Source organism: Stenotrophomonas mexicanensis (assembly GCF_032911605.1).
GTDB lineage: Bacteria > Pseudomonadota > Gammaproteobacteria > Xanthomonadales > Xanthomonadaceae > Stenotrophomonas > Stenotrophomonas maltophilia_A.
The window spans coordinates 1-19,765 of record NZ_JAWJTG010000035.1 but is presented as its reverse complement, the minus strand read 5'-3'; the positions used below and the strand labels follow the sequence as shown (position 1 = coordinate 19,765).

At 67.5% G+C, this 19,765-nt stretch carries 15 protein-coding genes; 9 read left to right on the top strand and 6 right to left on the bottom strand.

The features are described from left to right. The first annotated feature begins 23 nt into the window (after nt 1-23). Together R1L06_RS14845 and R1L06_RS14840 are read left to right on the top strand one after the other, a co-directional pair. Nucleotides 24-1,064: a GGDEF domain-containing protein gene (locus R1L06_RS14845; RefSeq protein ID WP_317218089.1), complete on the top strand. Its 1,041-nt coding sequence runs from the start codon at nt 24-26 to the stop codon at nt 1,062-1,064. Nucleotides 1,065-1,068: 4 nt separating this feature from the next. Further along, entirely contained in the window at nt 1,069-3,567 is a 2,499-nt protein-coding gene (locus tag R1L06_RS14840; protein ID WP_317218088.1) for a putative peptide modification system cyclase, read from the top strand. Between the two features lie 7 nt (nt 3,568-3,574). Here the strand turns inward: R1L06_RS14840 and R1L06_RS14835 are convergent, their stop codons facing one another. Then, complete coding sequence (locus R1L06_RS14835; RefSeq protein WP_317218087.1) at nt 3,575-3,871, bottom strand: NHLP-related RiPP peptide; 297 nt, start codon at nt 3,869-3,871, stop codon at nt 3,575-3,577. 138 nt (nt 3,872-4,009) lie between these two features. On the opposite strand from R1L06_RS14835, the gene R1L06_RS14830 reads away from it, so the two are divergent. Continuing rightward, nucleotides 4,010-5,176 carry a putative peptide maturation dehydrogenase gene (locus R1L06_RS14830; protein WP_317218086.1) on the top strand — a complete coding sequence of 389 codons (1,167 nt, stop codon included), beginning with the start codon at nt 4,010-4,012 and terminating at the stop codon, nt 5,174-5,176. A 19-nt stretch (nt 5,177-5,195) separates the two neighbouring features. Here the strand turns inward: R1L06_RS14830 and R1L06_RS14825 are convergent, their stop codons facing one another. Genes R1L06_RS14825 through R1L06_RS14815 form a run of 3 tightly spaced genes read right to left on the bottom strand, consistent with a single transcriptional unit; the run spans nt 5,196 to nt 10,004 of the window. Next, on the bottom strand, nt 5,196-7,211 hold the full coding sequence (locus R1L06_RS14825) for an acetyl/propionyl/methylcrotonyl-CoA carboxylase subunit alpha (protein WP_373695427.1): 2,016 nt from the start codon (nt 7,209-7,211) through the stop codon (nt 5,196-5,198). 8 nt (nt 7,212-7,219) lie between these two features. Continuing rightward, a complete protein-coding gene (locus R1L06_RS14820) occupies nt 7,220-8,830 on the bottom strand; it encodes a carboxyl transferase domain-containing protein (RefSeq protein WP_153674916.1) in 1,611 nt (536 codons plus the stop codon). Nucleotides 8,831-8,840: 10 nt separating this feature from the next. Next, complete coding sequence (locus tag R1L06_RS14815; RefSeq protein ID WP_032128216.1) at nt 8,841-10,004, bottom strand: isovaleryl-CoA dehydrogenase; 1,164 nt, start codon at nt 10,002-10,004, stop codon at nt 8,841-8,843. Between the two features lie 161 nt (nt 10,005-10,165). On the opposite strand from R1L06_RS14815, the gene R1L06_RS14810 reads away from it, so the two are divergent. From R1L06_RS14810 to R1L06_RS14800, 3 genes are all read left to right on the top strand, one after another. Beyond that, a complete protein-coding gene (locus R1L06_RS14810) occupies nt 10,166-10,774 on the top strand; it encodes a TetR/AcrR family transcriptional regulator (protein ID WP_005407661.1) in 609 nt (202 codons plus the stop codon). A 205-nt stretch (nt 10,775-10,979) separates the two neighbouring features. After that, complete coding sequence (locus R1L06_RS14805) at nt 10,980-11,498, top strand: c-type cytochrome (RefSeq protein ID WP_005407662.1); 519 nt, start codon at nt 10,980-10,982, stop codon at nt 11,496-11,498. Nucleotides 11,499-11,670: 172 nt separating this feature from the next. After that, complete coding sequence (locus R1L06_RS14800; protein WP_317218084.1) at nt 11,671-13,113, top strand: ExeM/NucH family extracellular endonuclease; 1,443 nt, start codon at nt 11,671-11,673, stop codon at nt 13,111-13,113. 59 nt (nt 13,114-13,172) lie between these two features. On the opposite strand, the gene R1L06_RS14795 is transcribed toward R1L06_RS14800, so the two are convergent. Beyond that, the gene (locus R1L06_RS14795; RefSeq protein ID WP_032128214.1) at nt 13,173-14,030 is read right to left on the bottom strand and encodes an EamA family transporter; all 858 of its coding nucleotides are present in this window, start codon (nt 14,028-14,030) and stop codon (nt 13,173-13,175) included. Between the two features lie 43 nt (nt 14,031-14,073). On the opposite strand from R1L06_RS14795, the gene R1L06_RS14790 reads away from it, so the two are divergent. Next, on the top strand, nt 14,074-14,745 hold the full coding sequence (locus R1L06_RS14790; RefSeq protein WP_317218083.1) for an alpha/beta hydrolase: 672 nt from the start codon (nt 14,074-14,076) through the stop codon (nt 14,743-14,745). Further along, nucleotides 14,742-15,842, top strand: a complete 1,101-nt coding sequence (gene zapE, locus R1L06_RS14785; protein ID WP_317218082.1) for a cell division protein ZapE — start codon at nt 14,742-14,744, stop codon at nt 15,840-15,842. Before R1L06_RS14790 ends, zapE begins: the two co-directional genes overlap by 4 nt. Before the next feature lie 75 nt (nt 15,843-15,917). On the opposite strand, the gene R1L06_RS14780 is transcribed toward zapE, so the two are convergent. Next, nucleotides 15,918-16,754: a DUF2884 family protein gene (locus R1L06_RS14780; RefSeq protein WP_317218081.1), complete on the bottom strand. Its 837-nt coding sequence runs from the start codon at nt 16,752-16,754 to the stop codon at nt 15,918-15,920. Between the two features lie 553 nt (nt 16,755-17,307). On the opposite strand from R1L06_RS14780, the gene R1L06_RS14775 reads away from it, so the two are divergent. After that, the gene (locus tag R1L06_RS14775) at nt 17,308-19,710 is read left to right on the top strand and encodes a ribonucleoside-diphosphate reductase subunit alpha (protein ID WP_032128210.1); all 2,403 of its coding nucleotides are present in this window, start codon (nt 17,308-17,310) and stop codon (nt 19,708-19,710) included. Nucleotides 19,711-19,765 lie beyond the last annotated feature (55 nt).

The following is a 19,765-nucleotide window of genomic DNA, read 5'->3' as shown; positions in this document are numbered from 1 at the left end:
GACGCTGGCGGCGGGTGCAGGGAATGACCGGCAGGGGTGCGGCCGAGAACAGTGATGTGACGTCAGGTATTGCCCGGGTGGCGATGGCCGAGATCGTGCACGCGCTGCTGTCCGCTGCCGAGGTCGCATTGTTCGCCAGATATGCCCGTCCATGCAAGCTTCATGCCGGACAGTGGTTGTTCCAGCGTGGCCATCGCGGCGAACGGATGTATGTGATCCTCCAAGGCCAGATAGAACTGGACTTCGGCGAGGACCTGGTGATCAAGACGCTCGGCCAGCATGAGTTCTTCGGTGAGCTTGGCCTGCTGGTCGGCGATCACCTGCGCAGCGCCAGTGCACGCGCGCTGGCCGACTGTGAAGTACTGGAGCTGGGCCCGGCCGACTTCCATCGCCTGGTGGAATCCGATCCCGGCCTGGTCGCCTACTTCCTGCGCCGTACGATCATGCGCGTGCTGACCAACGAGCAGGCGCTGATCAGCCAGCTGCGTCGGCGCAACCACGATCTGGAAACCGCGCTGGACAACCTGTACATCACCACCCACCAGTTGACCCACACCCGTGAACTGGTACGTACCGATGAACTGACCGGGCTGCACAACCGTCGTGGCCTCACCCTGTACCTGCAGGAATGCCGCGCCGATGGCGAAGGGTTGCCGCAGGCACTGCTGCTGATCGACTGCGACCGCTTCAAGCAGATCAATGATCGCCACGGCCACCAGGCCGGCGACCGTGTACTGCAGAGCATGGGCAACATCCTGCGCTCGATGGCCGGCGAACAGGACCTGGCCTGCCGCCTCGGCGGCGATGAGTTCTGCCTGATCCTGCGCCGTGGCAACCATGAGATCGTGCAGCACGCGGCCGAGTTCATCCTCAGCGCGGTGCATGGCCTGCTCGAACGCAGTCATGGCACGCCGCACGTCAGCCTGGTCAGCATCGGTGCCAGCCTGCTGGCGCCGGAGGCGGGCTGGAGCGAGTGGTACGCCAACGCGGACCGCGCGCTGTACCAGGCCAAGCGCGATGGTGGCAACTGCCTGCGCTGGGTGGATGCTCCGGACGGCCCATAGGGAGATGCAGGCGATGAATGGCGACAACGGAACGTCAGCCCCGCATAGCCCCCAGCTACGCGCCCTGCTGTTCACCGATCTGTGTGATTCGCTGCAGCTGGTCGAGCGGATCGGCGACGTCGCGGCCGCGAGCCTGTTCCAGGAACACGACCGCCTGGTGCTGGTGTTGCAGCACCGCTGGAATGGCCAGCTGATCGATCGCTCCGACGGTCTGTTCATGCTGTTCGAGCGCGCCATCGATGCGCTCGGTTTCGCGCTGGACTACCAGTGCGAACTGCACACGCTGGGCCAGCAGCGTTCGATTGAACTGCGTGCGCGTGCCGGCCTGCATGTGGGTGACGTACTGACCTGGGACAACAGTCCCGAAGCGGTGCGCGCCGGCGCCAAGTCGATGGAAGTGGAAGGGCTGGCCAAGCCGATGGCGGCGCGCCTGATGATGCTGGCACGGCCTGGCCAGATCCTGTTGTCGGCCGTGGCCGAATCACTGACCCGCCGCGCAACCGATGCGTTGGGCGAGCGCGGCGCGCGCCTGCTGTGGAAGTCGCACGGGCGCTGGCGCTTCAAGGGCGTGCCGGTGGTGCAGGAAGTGATCGAAGTAGGCGAGATCGGCTCGGCGCCGCTGCGCATGCCACGTGCCAATGCCAAGGCGCGCCGCGACCTGCCGCTGTGGCGGCAGCCGTTGGTGCTGGCCGCTGAAGGTCTGGTACTGACGGTGGCGGTGCTGGGCGGCTGGCTGCTGCTGCGGCCGGAGCCGGCGATCGCGTTCGCCGAACGCGACTGGGTGGTGCTCGGGGATGTCGACAATCTCACCGGTGATCCGATCTTCGACGATTCGATGCGGCACGCGATCCGCATCGCGCTGGAGCAGTCGCGCTACGTGAATGTGCTGTCCGAGGGCAAGATCCGCGAAAGCCTGGAAATGGCGCGGCTCTCGGGCGATACCCGGCTCAACCGGGATACTGCCGTCGATGTCGCTGTGCGTGAAGGTGCGCGAGCGGTGCTGCTGCCGACGGTGCGGCAGAAGATCGGTGGCTACGAGCTCGCCATCGACGTCGCAGCACCGGGCAGCGGCCAGGTGATCCAGACGTTCACCGCCACCGCGGATCGATCCGATCAGATGGTGTTCGCGGTGGACGACGTGGTCGGACGCCTGCGACGTGGCCTGGGCGAATCGGTGGCGAGCCTGGAACAGTCGTTGCCTCTGCCGCGGGCATCGACCCAGGACCTGCGCGCACTGCGTGCGTTTGCCCTGGCCGAAAGCGCGCTGGGCCAGCGTCGCTTCGAAGAAGCACGCAACCTCTACCAGGCGGCGATCGATATCGATCCCGGTTTCGCCCTGGCCTACATGGGCGTGGCCAAGCTGCTGGCCCGCACTGCGCAGGTTGCGGACGCGCGTGACGCGCTGGAGCACGCGCTGGCCCAGCAGCAGCGCTTGCCCGCGCGTGAGCGCCTGTACCTGAAGGGCTGGCAGGCCGAACTGGAACCCGGTGGCTGGCCGCTGGAACAGTGGCGTGCACTGGCCAAGATCTATCCGGATTCGTTTGCGGGGCTGTCCAATACCTCCTGGGGGCTGCTGCAGGACAATCGCTTCGCCGAGGCCGAGCCCTATGCGCGCGCCGCGACGGTGCCTCAGGACCCGTTGCGGCTGTATCCGATGATCCATCTGGCGCGGGCACAGTTGGGCCTCGGCCTGCCGCAGCAGGCAATGCGCACCTTGCACCAGGCACAGATGCTGCGCGGCAATGACGAGGCCGACGACCTGGATGTGGACGTGCTGGTTGCGCAGGGCCTGGACGCACAGGCACAGCAGCTGTTGATGCGGTTGCCGCGGGGGGATGACCTGCAACAGCGCATGCGCCTGCGGGCAATCCTGCTGGTGGCTGCGGAGCAGCGTGATTGCAGCAGCCTGCATGCCGCGATCGCTGCGGATGGCCCGGCACCGGATCTGATCGACTACCAGATCCATCAACGGCTGCAACACGCCACCGTGACCACGTTGTGCACGGCCGGCGATGCGAAGGAGCTTGAATCCATCGCCGCCATGCTGCGACCGCTGCTGCGGAAGAACGACGACTCCGCCTTGGGTAGCCGCAGTCTGCAGTTGCTGGCCCTGACCTATCTGGCCCAGCGCCAGGGCCAGCACGCGCTGGCCGCAGAGTGGCTGCGTGACCACGGCGAACTGCTGGAGCGGCAGCGCAGCCCTGTGGTGGGCAAGTGGCGCCGGGTTGTGCTGGCGATGGCCGAACTGGCGCAACAGCGTCCACAAGCGGCACGCCATCTGCTCGAGCCCACCTTTGATGGCAGCGAACCGGTGCAGGCCCATGTTGTGCTGCTGCAGGCATTGCGTGCCGAGCAGGACACTGCCGGCGTGCGCCGCGAGCAGGCCTGGCTGGCCCGGCACCACGGTCAGGCCATTGCCGAGGTGGCGTCCATGCAGGTCTGGCAGCCCCTGAATGTGCACGACATCACCACGGAGGCGACGTCGGTGCGAGTGCCGCGCTGATGCGGACTCAGGCGTTGACGCGCTCGTCGATCCGGTCGGCTTCGAAGCAGAACACCACCGTCATCGACGCGGTCGAGGCACTCAGGTATGCATGCAGCGAATCGCGGGTGCGGCGCAGCTCCTCGACCGAAGCCAGGGTGCCGATCTTCATGCAGTCGTTCTCGCCAACGGCACCGTCCAGGCCGATCGAGGCCAGGGCCCCGCCCGGCGATGCGGCGAAGTGGTTGCGGAAGTCGTCGTTGCCGATGAGGTGGTCCAGCAGGGTGCTGGCGTCTTCGGCGGAAAGGCGGGGATGGGTGCTCATGGGGATCGTCCGTAGGTTGAGTTTCTCGTATCGGCCGCGACAGCCTGCCATTGAGGGCGGTGGCGTGCATGTCGCTAAAGTTGGCCGCGTCGCGGTCGTTGCTGCTATGCCGGTTGTGCGGCAGAAGGAAGGAAACCCATGCGCCTGCGCCGCTGCGCCAGCCTGATGTTCGAGCCCCGCGAGTCGGTCACCCTGGACCTGCGCGCGATGCTGGCAGGCCAGGCCGAGATGGACAGCCAGATCAGCTGGGTGGCCCTGGCCGCCCATCTGGACCAGCCGCTGCCGGTGGACGCCGAGGAGCGCCAGCTGCTGGGCGAGCTCAGCGCGCACCGCTGGAGCGAACCGCCGGCCGGCACCTCTCCGGCGATGCTGGCGCGCCTGGTCGAGCAGGGGCTGGTGCTGACCGACCCGCCGGATGAGGTCGGGCACCAGATGCGTGATGAGGCATTGCGACGCAGCCAGTGGTGGCCGTTGGCCGCACTGGCCCATCGCCATGCGCGCTGGCAGGCGGTGGACAGCGTGGAGCACATGCGTCGCCAGGGTCTGGATACCGCTGCCGGCCTGCGCCAGCGGCTGGGGCCGCCACCACCGGTGGTGCAGGCCCTGCAGGGCGACTACCAGCCGTTGCCGCGCAGCGAAGAGGCGGCGTTCGACGCGCTGCTGGCGCAGCGCACGACCTGCCGCAATTTCGACCCGCAGCGCGCGCTGCCATTGCCGCTGCTGGCCCAGGTGCTGCAGCGCACGCTGATGGCCCACGCGGTGCAGAAGGTCGAGCGTGATACCGAGTTCCTGAAGAAGAACGTGCCCTCCGGTGGCGGCCTGCATCCCACCGAAGGTTTCCTGCTGGTGCAGAACGTGGAAGGACTGGCACCGGGCCTGTACCACTACCACCCGGTGCAGCACGCCGTGCTGCCGCTGCCCTCGCCGCCGCCTGATGCATTGCCCGCGCTGGCACGGCGGATGCTGTCCGGTCAGGAGTGGTTCGCCGATGCACCGGCGCTGCTGGTGCTGGCACCGCGGTACGACCGCTGCTTCTGGAAGTACCGCAACCACGCCAAGGCGTATCGTGCGGTGACGCTGGATGTCGGCCACATCTCGCAGCTGCTGTACCTGTGCGCGACCGAGCGTGGCCTGGCGGCATTCGTCACCGCAGCCATCAACGATGCCGATGTCGATCGTGCCTTCGGTTTCGACGGCATCGGGCAGAGCGCAATGGCCATCTGCGGCCTGGGCTGGCGCAGTGCCACGCTGGACACCGCCGAATTCGATCCTGCTGGCCGGGTGGTGGTGGGCGACGACCGCTGAGCGGTCGCCGCCGCGGCGTTCACGCCGCCTCGAAGTCCACCAGCACCGCACCATCACCCACCTGGTCGCCGGCCTTGGCGCGGTAACCCTTCACCGTGCCGTCTGCCGGTGCCTGCAGGGTGTGCTCCATCTTCATCGCTTCCAGCACCACCAGCGGCGTGCCGCGCTTGACCTCGGTACCGGCCGCGACCAGTGTCGCGACGATCCTGCCCGGCATCGGCGCCAGCAGGCTGCCGGCATCGGCCACGGCGTGGTCCGATTCGCCCACCGGATCGTGCAGGGTGAAGCGGTGCTGGCCATCGGCGCCGAACAGATACAGCTGGTCGCCTTCGCGCAGCAGCTGCGGTGACCAGCGGCGCTCGCCCAGCTGCACGGTCAGATGCTGCGCATCGGCCGTGCCAAGCACCTGCACCGGCGCGGCGTCATCGCGCTGCACGCGCCAACCATCGGCCTGCGCCCACACCTTCAGTGTTTGCTTGCGTTCGCCCTGCTGCAGCGGCAGCACGCGCGGTGCCGATGCGCCGAGGCGCCAGCCGTCCTGGGCCTGCCACGGCGAATGCGGATCGCGCGCGTCGGTGCTGGCGCCGCCCGTGCTTGCAACCGCAGCCACCGCAGCCAGCTGCCACAGGGCATCATCCGTGTCGCCCACTGCACTCAATGCCGCCTGTTCGCGTTCGATCAGCGCGGTGTCCAGCTTGGCGTGCGCGAACGAATCGGTGTTCACCAGGCGGCGCAGGAAGCCGGCATTGGTGGTCACGCCCACCACCTGGCAGTCCGCCAGCGCCTGGCTCATGCGGCGCAGTGCGGCCTCGCGGTCCACGTCCCAGACGATCAGCTTGGCGATCATCGGGTCGTAGTACGGGGTGATGCTGTCGCCTTCCTCCACGCCGGTATCCACGCGCACATGGGCCGACGGGGTCGGCAGGCGCAGGCGGCGCAGGGTGCCGGTGGAGGGCAGGAAGCCCCGGTCGGCATCTTCGGCATACAGGCGCGCTTCGATGGCGTGGCCGTGGATCGCCAGCTGTTCCTGGCGCAGCGGCAGCGGCTGGCCCGAGGCCACGCGCAGCTGCCACTCCACCAGGTCGGTGCCGGTGATGTACTCGGTCACCGGGTGCTCGACCTGCAGGCGGGTGTTCATTTCCATGAAGTAGAAATCGCCGTCCGGGCCGGCGATGAACTCCACCGTGCCGGCACCGACGTAGCCCACCGCGCGCGCGGCATCGACTGCCGCCTTGCCCATTGCAGCACGACGTTCTGCGCTCATGCCCGGCGCCGGCGCCTCTTCCAGCACCTTCTGGTGGCGGCGCTGCACCGAGCAGTCGCGCTCGAACATATAGACCGCCTCACCGTGGCTGTCGCCGAACACCTGGATCTCGATATGGCGCGGGCGCTCGACGTACTTCTCGACCAGCACGTGGTCGTTGCCGAACGCCGAGGCCGCCTCGCGCTGGCAGCTGGCCAGCGCATCGGCGAAGTCCTCGCTGCGTTCGACCTTGCGCATGCCCTTGCCACCGCCACCGGCGCTGGCCTTGATCAGCACCGGGTAGCCGATGCCATCGGCCTGCGCGCGCAGGAAGTCCGGCGCCTGCTGGTCGCCGTGGTAGCCCGGCGTCAGCGGTACACCGGCCTTGGCCATCAGCGCCTTGGCCGCGCTCTTGTCGCCCATAGCGCGGATGGCGCTGGCCGGCGGCCCGATGAAGGTGATGCCGGCCGCCGCGCAGGCATCGGCGAAGTCGGCGTTCTCGGACAGGAAGCCGTAGCCGGGATGGATCGCCTGTGCACCGCTGCGGCGTGCGGCGTCCAGCAGCACGTCGCCGCGCAGGTAGCTTTCGCGCGCGGCGGCCGGGCCGATGTGGATGGCCTCGTCGGCCAGGCGCACGTGGCGCGCGTTGCGGTCGGCATCGGAATACACCGCCACGGTGGCGATGCCGAGGCGGCGGCAGGTGGCGATGACGCGGCAGGCGATTTCGCCGCGGTTGGCGATCAGGACTTTGGTGAACATGGCAACGTGCTTCATAGGAGCTTGCTCGGTCATGGCACGGGTTACATGCGGAACACGCCGAAGCGCGTCTGCTGCGGGGCGGCGTTGAGGCTGGCCGACAGCGCCAGGGCGAGCACGCGGCGGGTGTCGACCGGATCGATCACACCGTCGTCCCAGAGGCGCGCGCTGGCGTAGTACGGATGGCCCTGCTGTTCGAACTGGTCGCGGATCGGCGCCTTGAACGCATCTTCTTCCGCCGCCGGCCACTGGCCGCCCTTGGCTTCGATACCATCGCGCTTGACCGTGGCCAGCACGCTGGCGGCCTGCTCGCCGCCCATCACGCCGATGCGCGCGTTCGGCCACATCCACAGGAAGTTCGGCGAGTACGCACGGCCGCACATGCCGTAGTTGCCGGCACCGAACGAACCGCCGATGACCACGGTGAACTTGGGCACCTTGGCGCAGGCCACAGCCATCACCAGCTTGGCGCCGTCCTTGGCGATACCGCCCTGTTCGTACTTGCGGCCGACCATGAAACCGGTGATGTTCTGCAGGAACACCAGCGGGATGTTGCGTTGGGTACACAGTTCGATGAAGTGCGCACCCTTCAGTGCCGACTCCGAGAACAGGATGCCGTTGTTGGCGATGATGCCGATCGGGTAACCGTTCAGATGCGCAAAGCCAGTGACCAGCGTGGCGCCGTAGCGTGGCTTGAACTCATCGAAGCGCGAGCCATCGACCAGGCGCGCGATGACCTCGCGCACGTCGTAGGGCTTGCGCGTGTCGGCCGGGATCACCCCGTACAGATCGTGTGCCGGCAACAGTGGTTCCTCGTTGGCCTGCACCGCCATCGCCGGCTCCGGCTTGCGCCAGTTCAACTGCGCGATGATCGCGCGCACCCGTGCCAGCGCCTGCAGGTCGTTGTCGGCCATGTGGTCGGCAACGCCGGAAATGCGCGTGTGCACGTCGGCACCGCCCAGTTCCTCGGCCGTCACCACTTCACCGGTGGCTGCCTTCACCAGCGGCGGGCCGCCGAGGAAGATGGTGCCCTGTTCGCGCACGATCACCGTCTCGTCGCTCATCGCCGGCACATAGGCACCACCAGCGGTGCAGCTGCCCATCACGCAGGCGATCTGAGGGATGCCCTGCGCCGACAGGTTGGCCTGGTTGTAGAAGATGCGGCCGAAATGATCGCGGTCCGGGAACACCTCATCCTGCAGCGGCAGGAAGGCGCCACCGGAATCGACCAGGTAGATGCACGGCAGGTGGTTCTGCTCGGCAATCTCCTGCGCGCGCAGGTGCTTCTTCACCGTCATCGGGTAGTAGGTACCGCCCTTGACCGTGGCATCGTTGGCCACGATCACGCATTCCACGCCGCTCACGCGACCGATGCCGGCCACCACGCCTGCAGCGGGCACGGCATCGTCGTACATGCCATGCGCGGCCAGCGGCGCGATTTCCAGGAAGGCGCTGCCGGGATCGAGCAGGGCGTCGATGCGGTCGCGCACCAGCAGCTTGCCGCGTGCGGTGTGCTTGGCGCGCGCGGCTTCGCTGCCGCCCAGCGCGGTGCGGGCGAGGGTGGCATGCAGGTCGTCGACCACGGCCTGCATGGCGGCGCGGTTGCTTTCAAACGTTTCGCTGCCCGGTTGCAGCTGGCTGTTCAGGACGGTCATCGCGTTGGCCTTACAGGGTGCGCTGGAACAGTTCGCGGCCGATCAGCATGCGGCGGATCTCCGAGGTGCCGGCGCCGATTTCATACAGCTTGGCGTCGCGCCACAAACGGCCGGTCGGGTACTCGTTGATGTAGCCGTTGCCACCGAGGATCTGGATCGCCTGGCCGGTCAGCCAGGTGGCCTTCTCGGCGGCGTACAGAATGGCACCGGCGGCATCCTGGCGGGTGGTTCGGCCCTGGTCGCAGGCGCGCGCGACGGCATAGACGTAGGCGCGGCACGCGCCCAGCCCCACGTACATGTCGGCAATCTTGGCCTGGATCAGCTGGAAGCTGCCGATCGGTTCGCCGAACTGGTGGCGCTCGTGCACATAGGGCATGACCACGTCCATGGCCGCGGCCATCAGGCCCAGCGGGCCACCGGACAGCACCACGCGCTCGTAATCCAGGCCGGACATCAACACGCGCACGCCACCACCGACCTGGCCCAGCACGTTTTCTTCGGGAATCTCGCAGTCCTGGAACACCAGCTCGCAGGTGGGCGAGGAGCGCATGCCCAGCTTGTCCAGCTTCTGCGCGGTGGAGAAGCCCTCCATGCCCTTCTCGACCAGGAACGCGGTGATGCCCTTGGCACCCGCTTCCATGTCGGTCTTGGCATAGACCACCAGCACGTCGGCGTCCGGGCCGTTGGTGATCCACATCTTGTTGCCGTTGAGCACGTAGCGGTCACCGCGCTTGTCGGCGCGCAGCTTCATCGACACCACGTCCGAACCGGCACCCGGCTCGCTCATCGCCAGCGCGCCGACCAGGCTGCCGTTGCACAGGCCGGGCAGGAAGCGCTGCTTCTGTTCTTCGTTGCCGTTCTTGCGTAGCTGGTTCACGCACAGGTTGGAGTGCGCGCCATAGGACAGGCCGATGCCGCCGGAGGCACGCGAGATTTCTTCCATCGCCACCACATGGGCCAGGTAACCCATGCCGGTGCCGCCGTATTCTTCTTCCACGGTGAGGCCGAGCAGGCCCTGTTCGCCCAGCTTCGGCCACAGGGCCAGCGGGAACTGGTTGCTGGCATCGGCCTCGGCGGCCAGCGGTGCGACCTCGGCGGCGGCAAAATGGGCCACGCTCTGGCGCAGCAGGTCGATGTCTTCGCCAAGATCGAAGTTCAGGGATGGCACGTGCATTGTGGTGGCTCCACGACGGGATGGCAGGAAATGGACGCACCCGGCGGGGGAGCGGGCGGCGGTCTGCAGGACCGCTGCCCGCACGGGCGATTGGACCCCAGCGTAGCGGGGTTCGGGTAAGAAGTGAATACAAATTCAAAAATTGAAACTAGAATCAAAACATGGCCTACAAACGCTCTGCACTGATGGAAGAACGCCTGGCCGGGGCCCGTGAACGGATCCTGCTGGCCACCCGTGAGCTGGTCGCCACCGGCGGCTGGCGCAATGCCCCGGTGACCGCCGTGGCGACCCAGGCGGGGGTGTCCACCGGCCTGATCTACCGCCACTTCCCGTCCAAGGCCGAGCTGTTCGTGGAGGTGCTCAACGCCGCGGTGGCCCACGAGGTCGCGATCATGGAGCGCATCGCCAGCGGCCCGGAGGTGGCCAGCGAGCGCTTGCGGTTGGCGATCACCGCCTTCGTCCGCCGCGCCCTGGCCGGGCCGGGGCTGGCGCATGCCTTCATCGTCGAACCGGTCGACCCGGACGTGGAAGCCGAGCGCATGCGTGGTCGTCGTGCCTTCGGCGACGTGTTCCTGCGGCTGGTGGAGGAGGGCGTGGCCGCCGGTGAGCTGCCGGCGCAGGACGCGCATGTGGCCGCCGCCTGCCTGGTCGGCGCCTTCACCGAGGCGATGGTCGGCCCGACCGCGCCCAGCCGCGAAGCACACCGCGACGAAGACGCACTGGTGGATGCGATCTGCAGCTTCTGCCTGCGCGCGATCGGCGCCCGGTAATCCGGTAGAGCCGGCCGCTGGCCGGCTTCTGCACGATCCATCCGGCGGGCTGGCGATGCCGGGCAGCGGCCGGCACTACCGGGTCCGAATGCTGCGCCGCACCAGCAGTGACGCCTGTTGTCGCACGCAAAGCGCGTTCTATACTCGGTCCATCACGCAGTCGCTCAGCCGTGGTCCAACGACTATCAGCCAGGGGTAACGAAGAGTGCGGAATTACGATCTGGAGTTCCTGAAACGCTTCTCCATGGTGATCGCGCTGCTGGCGACCATCACCCTCGGCCTCATCCTCCTTGCCGCTTACATCCACACCCGGATTCCGCCCGAGGTGTCGCCGACCGCGGCCAAGCGCACCGAACAGCGCATCTCGCCCACCGGCGCGGTCTATGCCGGCAGCACCGGCGCCGCCGCGCAGGCTGCGGCCAAGGCCGCCGCGCTGGCCAAGGCCGCCTCGCAGGTGGCCTACGGCGGCACCAAGGACGGCAAGGTCATCTTCGACAACCTGTGCACCGCCTGCCACACCACCGGCGTGGGCATGGCGCCGACGCTGGACCATTCGCACTGGGACAAGCGCATCGCACAGGGCAAGGACACTCTCTACAAGCACGCCATCGAGGGCTATACCGGTCCGGATGGCGGCATCATGCCGCCCAAGGGCGGCAACCCGGCGCTGACCGAGGAACAGATCCACGCCACCGTGGACTGGATGCTGGGCAACCTGAAGTAACCGGTAGTGCCGGCCGCTGGCCGGCAACCACGCATGGCACGAAGGTCATGAGGTTGCTGGCCAGCGGCCGGCACGCCCCAGGCTTTGCCCACCAAGGTCAAAACCCTGCCCGCAGGCGGGGTTTCGCATTTCAGGGTTAGTCTGTGCGCCTCTTCCATGGAGTCGCCCGTCGATGCGCCGCCGTTCCCTCGCCCTTGCCCTGTCCTTGCTGCTGCCGGCCGGCGCCTTTGCCCAGGCCCAGCCGCAGGCCGCACCGGTCGCGTCGCCGTCCGCCGCGCGCAGCAGCGCCACCGTGGTGCTGACCGCCGCGCCGGCCGACTGGCGCGCGCTGGATGGCCAGCGCGTGCGCATCGCCGTACCGCTCACCTTGGCCGGTACCGATGGCCTGGAACGCTTCGGCCAGCTCACCGTGGCCTTCGATGGCCGCCTCTGGCAGCCGACTGAAGTGGCCGCGCCGGGTACTGCCGGCTACGAGCAGGTGATGGCCGACAACCAGCGCCGCCGCCTGCTGCTGGACGACAGCATCGATGCCCGCGATCCGGCCAGCGTGGCCTACCTGCCGGGCAACCCGGTGCTGCGCACCGGCATGCAGCTGCGCAATGTGGAAGGTGTCGTGCACGTGGATGCACAGGGCCGTCCGCGCCTGCAGGTCGAGGGTGCACTCACGTTGCCCGAGCTGAAGCGTCCGGCGGTGCCGACGGTGCCGGGCAGCCTGCATATCGCTGCATTCAACCTGGAGAACTTCTTCAATGGCGATGGCCAGGGCGGTGGCTTCCCGACCCTGCGCGGCGCGCGCACGCTGGAAGAGCACAAGGCGCAGGTCGGCAAGCTGGTGGCCACGGTCAACGCGCTCGGTGCCGACATCGCCGCGTTGATGGAACTGGAAAACGATGGCTATGGCCCGCAGTCGGCCATCGCCGAACTGGTCAGCGCCCTCAACGCCGGTCTTGCCGCCGACAAGCAGTGGGCCTTCGTCGATGCCGGCGAGGGGCCGGGCAGCAACCCGATCCGGGTTGGCATCATCTATCGCAGGAGCGCGTTCAAGCCGCTGGGCAAGCCGTTGACCAGAACCGACGGTCCTTTCGCCGAACACAGCCGCGCACCGCTGGCGCAGGCCTTCCAGGGCAAGGGCGCACCGTTCATGGTGGTCGCCAACCATTTCAAGTCCAAGGGCTGCCGTGATGCCAGCGGCGGCGATGCCGACCGCAACGATGGCCAGGGTTGCTGGAATGCCACCCGGGTGGAATCGGCAAAGCAGTTGAACCAGTGGGTGCAGGCCGAAGCTGGCCGCCTGAAGGTGAAGGACGTGGTGCTGCTGGGCGATTTCAACGCCTACGCGATGGAAGACCCGATCCGCACCCTGCATGACCTGGGCTGGCAGGACGCATTCAAGGTCGCCCAGGTCGAGCATCCTTACAGCTACGTCTACAACGGCTATACCGGCCGCCTCGACCATGCGCTGCTGAGCCCGGGCATGGCCCAGCGCCTGCGCGGTGCCGCCGAGTGGCACAGCAATGCCGACGAACAGGACGCCAGCGGCTACCAGGGCCGCAACGTGCAGGGCCCGTGGCGCAGTTCCGATCACGATCCGCTGCTGCTGGGCTTCGATAAATAACGCCCAGCGCCGGGTCGGATCCCATTCCAACGAAATGGGCTCTGACCCCGAGGCCGGGCTCAGCCCCAGGCGATCAATCCAATCGCCAGCACCGCCAGCGCCAGCCCGGCGCGGTTCCACTTCGTGGTGGCCTCGCCGAAGGCGAACACGCCCACCAGCGCGCCCAGCACCACCACGCCGATGTTCATGCCGGCGAACACGGTGGCCGGGCTCTCCGGCATGGACTGATGCGCGTGCACATAGAAAAGAATGTTGCCGCCGTTGAGCAGGCCCAGCAGCGCGCCCGCACCGAGGTTGCGCCAGGCCAACCGGCTGCGGCCACTGGCGTGCCGCCACAGCTGAAGTGCCAGCATCAGCACGAAGGCCACGCTGAAGCTGGCCAGCACCGCCGCCATCGACGGCGTGCCGGACAGCGCCACCTGCTTGAGCAGCACGTCGACCACCGCGAACCCGGCCCAGACGCCCAGCAGCCAGCCCCAGCCGCCGGGTGAGGACGCCACCGCCGGGCCGCGCGGGCGCAGGCTGATCGCCACCATCGCCAGCAGGCCCAGGCCGAGACCGGCGAGCTTCCACGGCGTCGCAGTCTGGCCGAAGAACAGGAAGGCGGCGGCCAAAGACAGCAGCAACGACAAGCGCTGCGCCACGTCGCTGCGGACGATGCCGGCCACCGCCACCGCGCGGCCCAGCACCAGGAAGATCGATGGCAGCACCACCGCCAGTGCCAGCAGCGACAGCCACGGGGCATGTGGCGCGCGCAGTGCGTCCAGCGGCGGCTGCAGCACCACGGCGGTGAGCGTTGCCGCCACCAGATAGTTCCAGGTGACCATCTGCGAAACATCCAGCTGGCGGCGTCCGGCCACCTTCAACAACACCGAAACCAGCACGCTGCAGATCACGGCCAAGGACAGGTAGAGCATGGGGCGGGCACAGGGCAGGGGCAGGGGACGGTATCATGGTGCCATGCACAAGCCTTCGTTCCCCGTCGCCCCCGGCGAAACCGCCTGCCTCGAACTGGCCGGCCCGGCCGGCCCGCTGGAAGTGGTCGTCGACCTGCCCAAGGCCGATGTGCCGGCGCAGCCGATCGTGGCCATCATCTGCCATCCGCTGTCCACCGAAGGCGGCACCCTGCACAACAAGGTGGTCACCATGACCGCCACCACCCTGCGCGAGCTTGGCATCGCCACGGTACGCTTCAACTTCCGCAGCGTCGGCGCGTCGGCCGGTGAGTTCGACCACGGCGTGGGCGAGCAGGATGACCTGAAGACCGTCGCCGCCTGGGTGCAGAGCCAGCGCCCCGACGACCGTCTGTGGCTGGCCGGTTTCAGCTTCGGCTCGTTCGTATCGCTGAAGGCGGCTGCCGCGCTGCAGCCGGAAGCGCTGATCTCGATCGCGCCGCCGGCCGGTCGCTGGGATTTCGATGGCATCGCGCCGCCGGTCCGCTGGCTGGTGATCCAGGGCGAGCAGGATGAGATCGTCGATCCGCAGGCGGTCTATCAGTGGCTGGACACGCTGGACGTCCCGCATGAGCTGGTGCGCATGCCCGAGACCAGCCACTTCTTCCACCGCAAGCTGATCGACCTGCGCGGCGCGCTGACCCACGGCGTGAAGCACTGGCTGGGCGCGGCGGCATGAGTGCAACCGAGCTGACCCCGTCGCAGCGGTACGCGGAAGGGGTTGCCCGTGGCGACTGGCAGAACGACCCGGCCCAGCACGCAGCGCTGGCCGAACTGGACCGCATCCACCTGGGCCTGGTCGACAGCGCCGAAGACGGCTGGCTGGACCGCCTGTCCTCGTTCTGGAAGAAGCCCGAGCCGGTGAAGGGTCTGTACTTCTGGGGCGGCGTCGGCCGTGGCAAGACCTTCCTGGTCGACCTGTTCTACGACGGCCTGCCGATCAAACAGAAGTACCGCACCCACTTCCATCGCTTCATGCGCAGCGTCCACGAGCGCCTGCGCGAGCACCAGGGGCAGAGCGACCCGCTGGCGAAGATCGCCCAGGAATGGCGCAGCAACCTGCGGGTGCTGGTGCTGGACGAATTCTTCGTCACCGACATCGGCGACGCGATGCTGCTGGCACGGCTGCTGGAGCGCCTGTTCGCCGAAGGCGTGACCCTGGTCACCACCTCCAACACGGCGGTGGAGAACCTGTACCTCAACGGCCTGCAGCGCGAGAGCTTCCTGCCGGCCATCGGCCTGCTGCAGCGCTTCTGCGTGGAGCTGTACGCCGACGGCACCGAGGATTACCGGATGCGCGCGCTGACCCGCTCGCCGGTGTACCGCGCACCGTTGGCCGCCGACAGTGATGAGTGGCTGGCCACGCGCTGGAACGAACTGAGCGGCGGCCAGCCGGCCAAGCCCGGCAACATCGAGATCGAAGGCCGTAAGATCCCGGTGCGCGGCCGTGGCAAGAGCATTGCCTGGTTCGATTTCGCCGCGTTGTGCGAAGGCCCGCGTGGCCCGTCGGATTACATCGAGATCGCGCACGAGTTCAACACCGTGCTGCTGGGCGGCATCCCCGCCTTCGACCGTTTGAACGAAGATGCCGCGCGCCGCTTCGTCAACCTGATCGACGAACTGTACGACCGCCACGTCAACCTGGTCTGCACCGCCAGTACCTCGCCGATCGAGCTGTACACCGGCCAGCGCCTGCAGGGCGCGTTCGAGCGCACCGCCTCGCGCCTGATCGAGATGCAGAGCGCCGAGTACCTGGGTACCCCGCACCGGGCGTGAGGGAGCCACCCAGGTAAATGCGTTGCCGGCCAGAGTTCCGGTAGTGCGGGCCGCTGGCCGGCATCCGCCGCGCGGTTACCGGGTCGGCGCCACCGCATTCCCACGCGGCCGCTCATCCGGCCCGGCCGACACATGCAGGCCCGAGCCATCGCCGTGCTCCACCCGTACGCTCTCGCCGCGCTCCAGCAGCCGCAGTGGCTGGCCTTGGTAGCGCACTTCCAGCGCGTCGTGGGCGTCTGCCAGCGACTGCACCAGCGGGCACAGCGCCTGCGCGCGGGCCTCGATGCGCTCGGCGCGGCCTTCCAGCTGCTGTTCCATCTGCGCGTCCAGGCGGTCGGCGCGTTCCTCCATCGCGTCGCTGCGGCCGGTGAACACCTGCCACAGCACGCTGCGGGCGATGGACGCGGACAGCGACTCGGCCATGTCCTGCACCTTGGCCTCGAAGCCCGGCCCGAACACCGCATGTTCCCAGTAGCCCTTGCCCAGCGTGCCGCCGATCCAGTCATCGGCCTGCCGGCGCAGGCGCCGGACCTTGCGGCTGTTGGCGGTGCCGGTGAGGCTCTCATAGACCCCGTCGAGCACCTCGAAGCTCAACCCGCTCACTTCATGGGCCAGCGCGGTGGCCGCCGGCATCAGCTGCCGCGCCCCGGCCTCCATCTGCCGCAGGCGGGCGGCGTCGGCCTCGCTGACCGGCACGACCGTGTCGTCCAGGCTCAGCACGCCATCGTGGAACACCACCTCGTGCGGTGCCTGCGGGCCATGCCGCAGCCAGATGCCACCGCTGTCCACCAGCACGTCATAGTCGGTGTGGATACCGCACTGGTCCGCGCGCAGCTTCGGGGTGTCAGCGGCAATTGCAGGTACGGTGACCACAGCAGCCAGCAGGGCCAAGGCGGGTGCTGACAGGCGCATGGTGGAATCCTTTCCGGTCATTGCAGGACCCCAGCATCCCGCGTTCGGCAGGCGCCGTCACCCGCCGAAAGTCACTGCGCGATGGCGATTCGTCCGGCCATACCGGCTTTCCCACCGGCTGCCCACCAGCTATCCACAGGGTTGTCCCTAGCCAGTTTCATCACTGTCATGTGAAGCTGTCATTGTTCCGTTTTCGCGGTGCGTTGTACCACCGCGATGACGCCTTTCGGGCTTGACTGCGCAGCCCGTTCCGGCAGGTCTGAAGCGTCTGATCCGGGCGCCGATGGCACGATCCTTGCGGCGCAAGGGATTGCCGAATTTCACTACATTTGGCGTTGACGGACCCCATTACCCCCACTATCTTGTGGCCGTCGGTCGCAGCAACCCCAATTCCAGGGGGTGCCCAGGGTACCCATCCGCGATCGTCAACGGCAGTGGCAGGCGCAGGGTCTCATCCCCTGCGACGCCGTCCTGCCATCCTGGGCTGTCATGTCCCGGGCTGCGTCACCCGATGCATCGAGCACCCACCAATCACGCCAAGAGGACACACGCCGTGACCACCGAATCCAGCGCCACCATCGAGAAGGAAAGCGAATTCCTGTTGACGTCGCCGCCGACGGCCAACGCGATGAGTGTGACCAAGCGCAATGGCACGACCGAACTGGTGGACCTGAACAAGATCGTGCGCGCGGTGCAGCGTTCCTCCGAAGGCCTGCACGCCGTCGATCCGATGCGCGTGGCCACCCGCACCATTTCCGGCCTGTACAACGGCGCCACCACCCGCGAGCTGGACGAACTGTCCATCCGCACCGCCGCCCTGCTGATCGGTGAAGAGCCCGAGTACGGCCGCCTCGCTGCGCGCCTGCTGGCCAACTACATCGCCAAGGAAGTCTCGGGCCAGGAAATCTACGCCTTCTCGCAGTCGGTCAGCCGTGGCCATGAAGTCGGCCTGATCAACGACCGCCTGCTGAACTTCGTGCAGACCAACGCGCGCAAGCTCAACGATGCCATCGACATCTCGCTGGACCTGAACTTCGATTACTTCGGCCTGCGTACCCTGTACGACCGTTACCTGCTGCGCCATCCGCACACCCGCAAGGTGATCGAGACCCCGCAGCAGTTCTTCCTGCGCATTGCCAGCGCGCTGAGCGAGGATGTATCCGAGACCCTGGCGCTGTACAAGCGCATGGGCAACCTGGACTACCTGCCGTCCAGCCCGACCCTGTTCAATTCCGGCACCACCCACGAGCAGCTGTCCTCGTGCTTCCTGCTGGATTCGCCGCAGGACTCGCTGGAGTCGATCTATTCCAAGTACGGCGACATCGCCCAGCTGTCGAAGTTCTCCGGCGGCATCGGCGTCAGCTATACCCGCGTGCGTTCGCGTGGTTCGCTGATCAAGTCGACCAACGGCCACTCCAACGGCATCGTGCCGTGGCTGAAGACCATGGATTCGTCCGTGGCCGCGGTGAACCAGGGCGGCAAGCGCAAGGGCGCAGCCTGCGTCTACCTGGAAACCTGGCACGCCGACGTCGAGGACTTCCTCGAGCTGCGTGACAACACCGGTGACGAAGCCCGCCGTGCGCACAACCTGAACCTGGCCAACTGGGTGCCGGACCTGTTCATGAAGCGCGTCGAGGCCGACCAGGAATGGTCGCTGTTCGATCCGCGCGTCGTGCCGGAGTTCACCGACCTGTTCGGCGAAGCCTTCGAGCAGGCCTACCTGCAGGCCGAAGCGCAGGGCAAGGCCAACCGCACCATCTCCGCGCGCAAGCTGTACGCCCGCATGATGCGTACGCTGGCCGAGACCGGCAACGGCTGGATGACCTTCAAGGACAAGTGCAACCGCGCCAGCAACCAGACCCTGCGTCCGGGCAACGTGATCCACCTGTCCAACCTGTGCACGGAAATCCTGGAAGTCACTTCCAACGATGAAACCGCAGTGTGCAACCTGGGTTCGATCAACCTGGGCAACCACTTCGACGAGCACAACGAGTTCGACTTCGAGAAGCTGGCCGAGACCGTGCGCCTGGCCGTGCGCCAGCTCGACCGCGTCATCGACCTGAACTTCTACCCGATCGAAACCGCCCGCCGCGCCAACCTGCGCTGGCGTCCGGTCGGCCTGGGCTGCATGGGCCTGCAGGACGTGTTCTTCCGCAAGCGCCTGCCGTTCGACAGCGCCGAAGCCCGCGCTCTGTCGAAGAAGATCGCCGAAGCGATCTACTTCCACGCGCTGGAAACCTCCTGCGAGCTGGCCCAGGAACGCGGCAAGCACCCGTCGTTCAACGACACCCGCGCCGCCGGTGGCGAACTGCAGTTCGACGCCTGGAACGTGGTGCCGGAAGACACCGCGCGCTGGGATGCCCTGCGTGCCCGCATCAAGGAGCATGGCCTGCGCAACTCGCTGATGATCGCGATCGCGCCGACCGCGACCATCGCCTCGATCGCCGGCTGCTACGAGTGCGTCGAGCCGCAGGTGTCCAACCTGTTCAAGCGCGAGACCCTGTCCGGTGACTTCCTGCAGGTCAACCGCTACCTGGTGAACGAGCTGAAGAAGCTGGGCCTGTGGACCGCCGACATGCGCGACGCCATCAAGCTGGCCGAAGGCTCCATCGCCGGCGTGGCACAGATTCCGGAAACGCTGCGCGAGGTCTACCGCACCGCGTGGGAACTGCCGATGCGTTCGCTGATCGACATGGCCGCCGAGCGTGGCGCCTTCATCGACCAGTCGGCCTCGCTCAACCTGTTCATGGAAAGCCCGAACATCGGCGCGATGTCTTCCATGTACATGTACGCCTGGAAGCAGGGCATCAAGACCACCTACTACCTGCGTTCGCGCCCGGCCACCAAGATCGCCAAGACCACGGTGAGCAGCGCAGCCCCGGCCAAGGTGTTCAGCCCGGACGAAGCCATCGCCTGCTCGCTGGAAAACCCGGAAGCCTGCGAGGCCTGCCAATAAAAGCGGCCGTGGGGGGGGGGGGGGGGGGGGGGGGGGGGGGGGGGGGGGGGGGGGG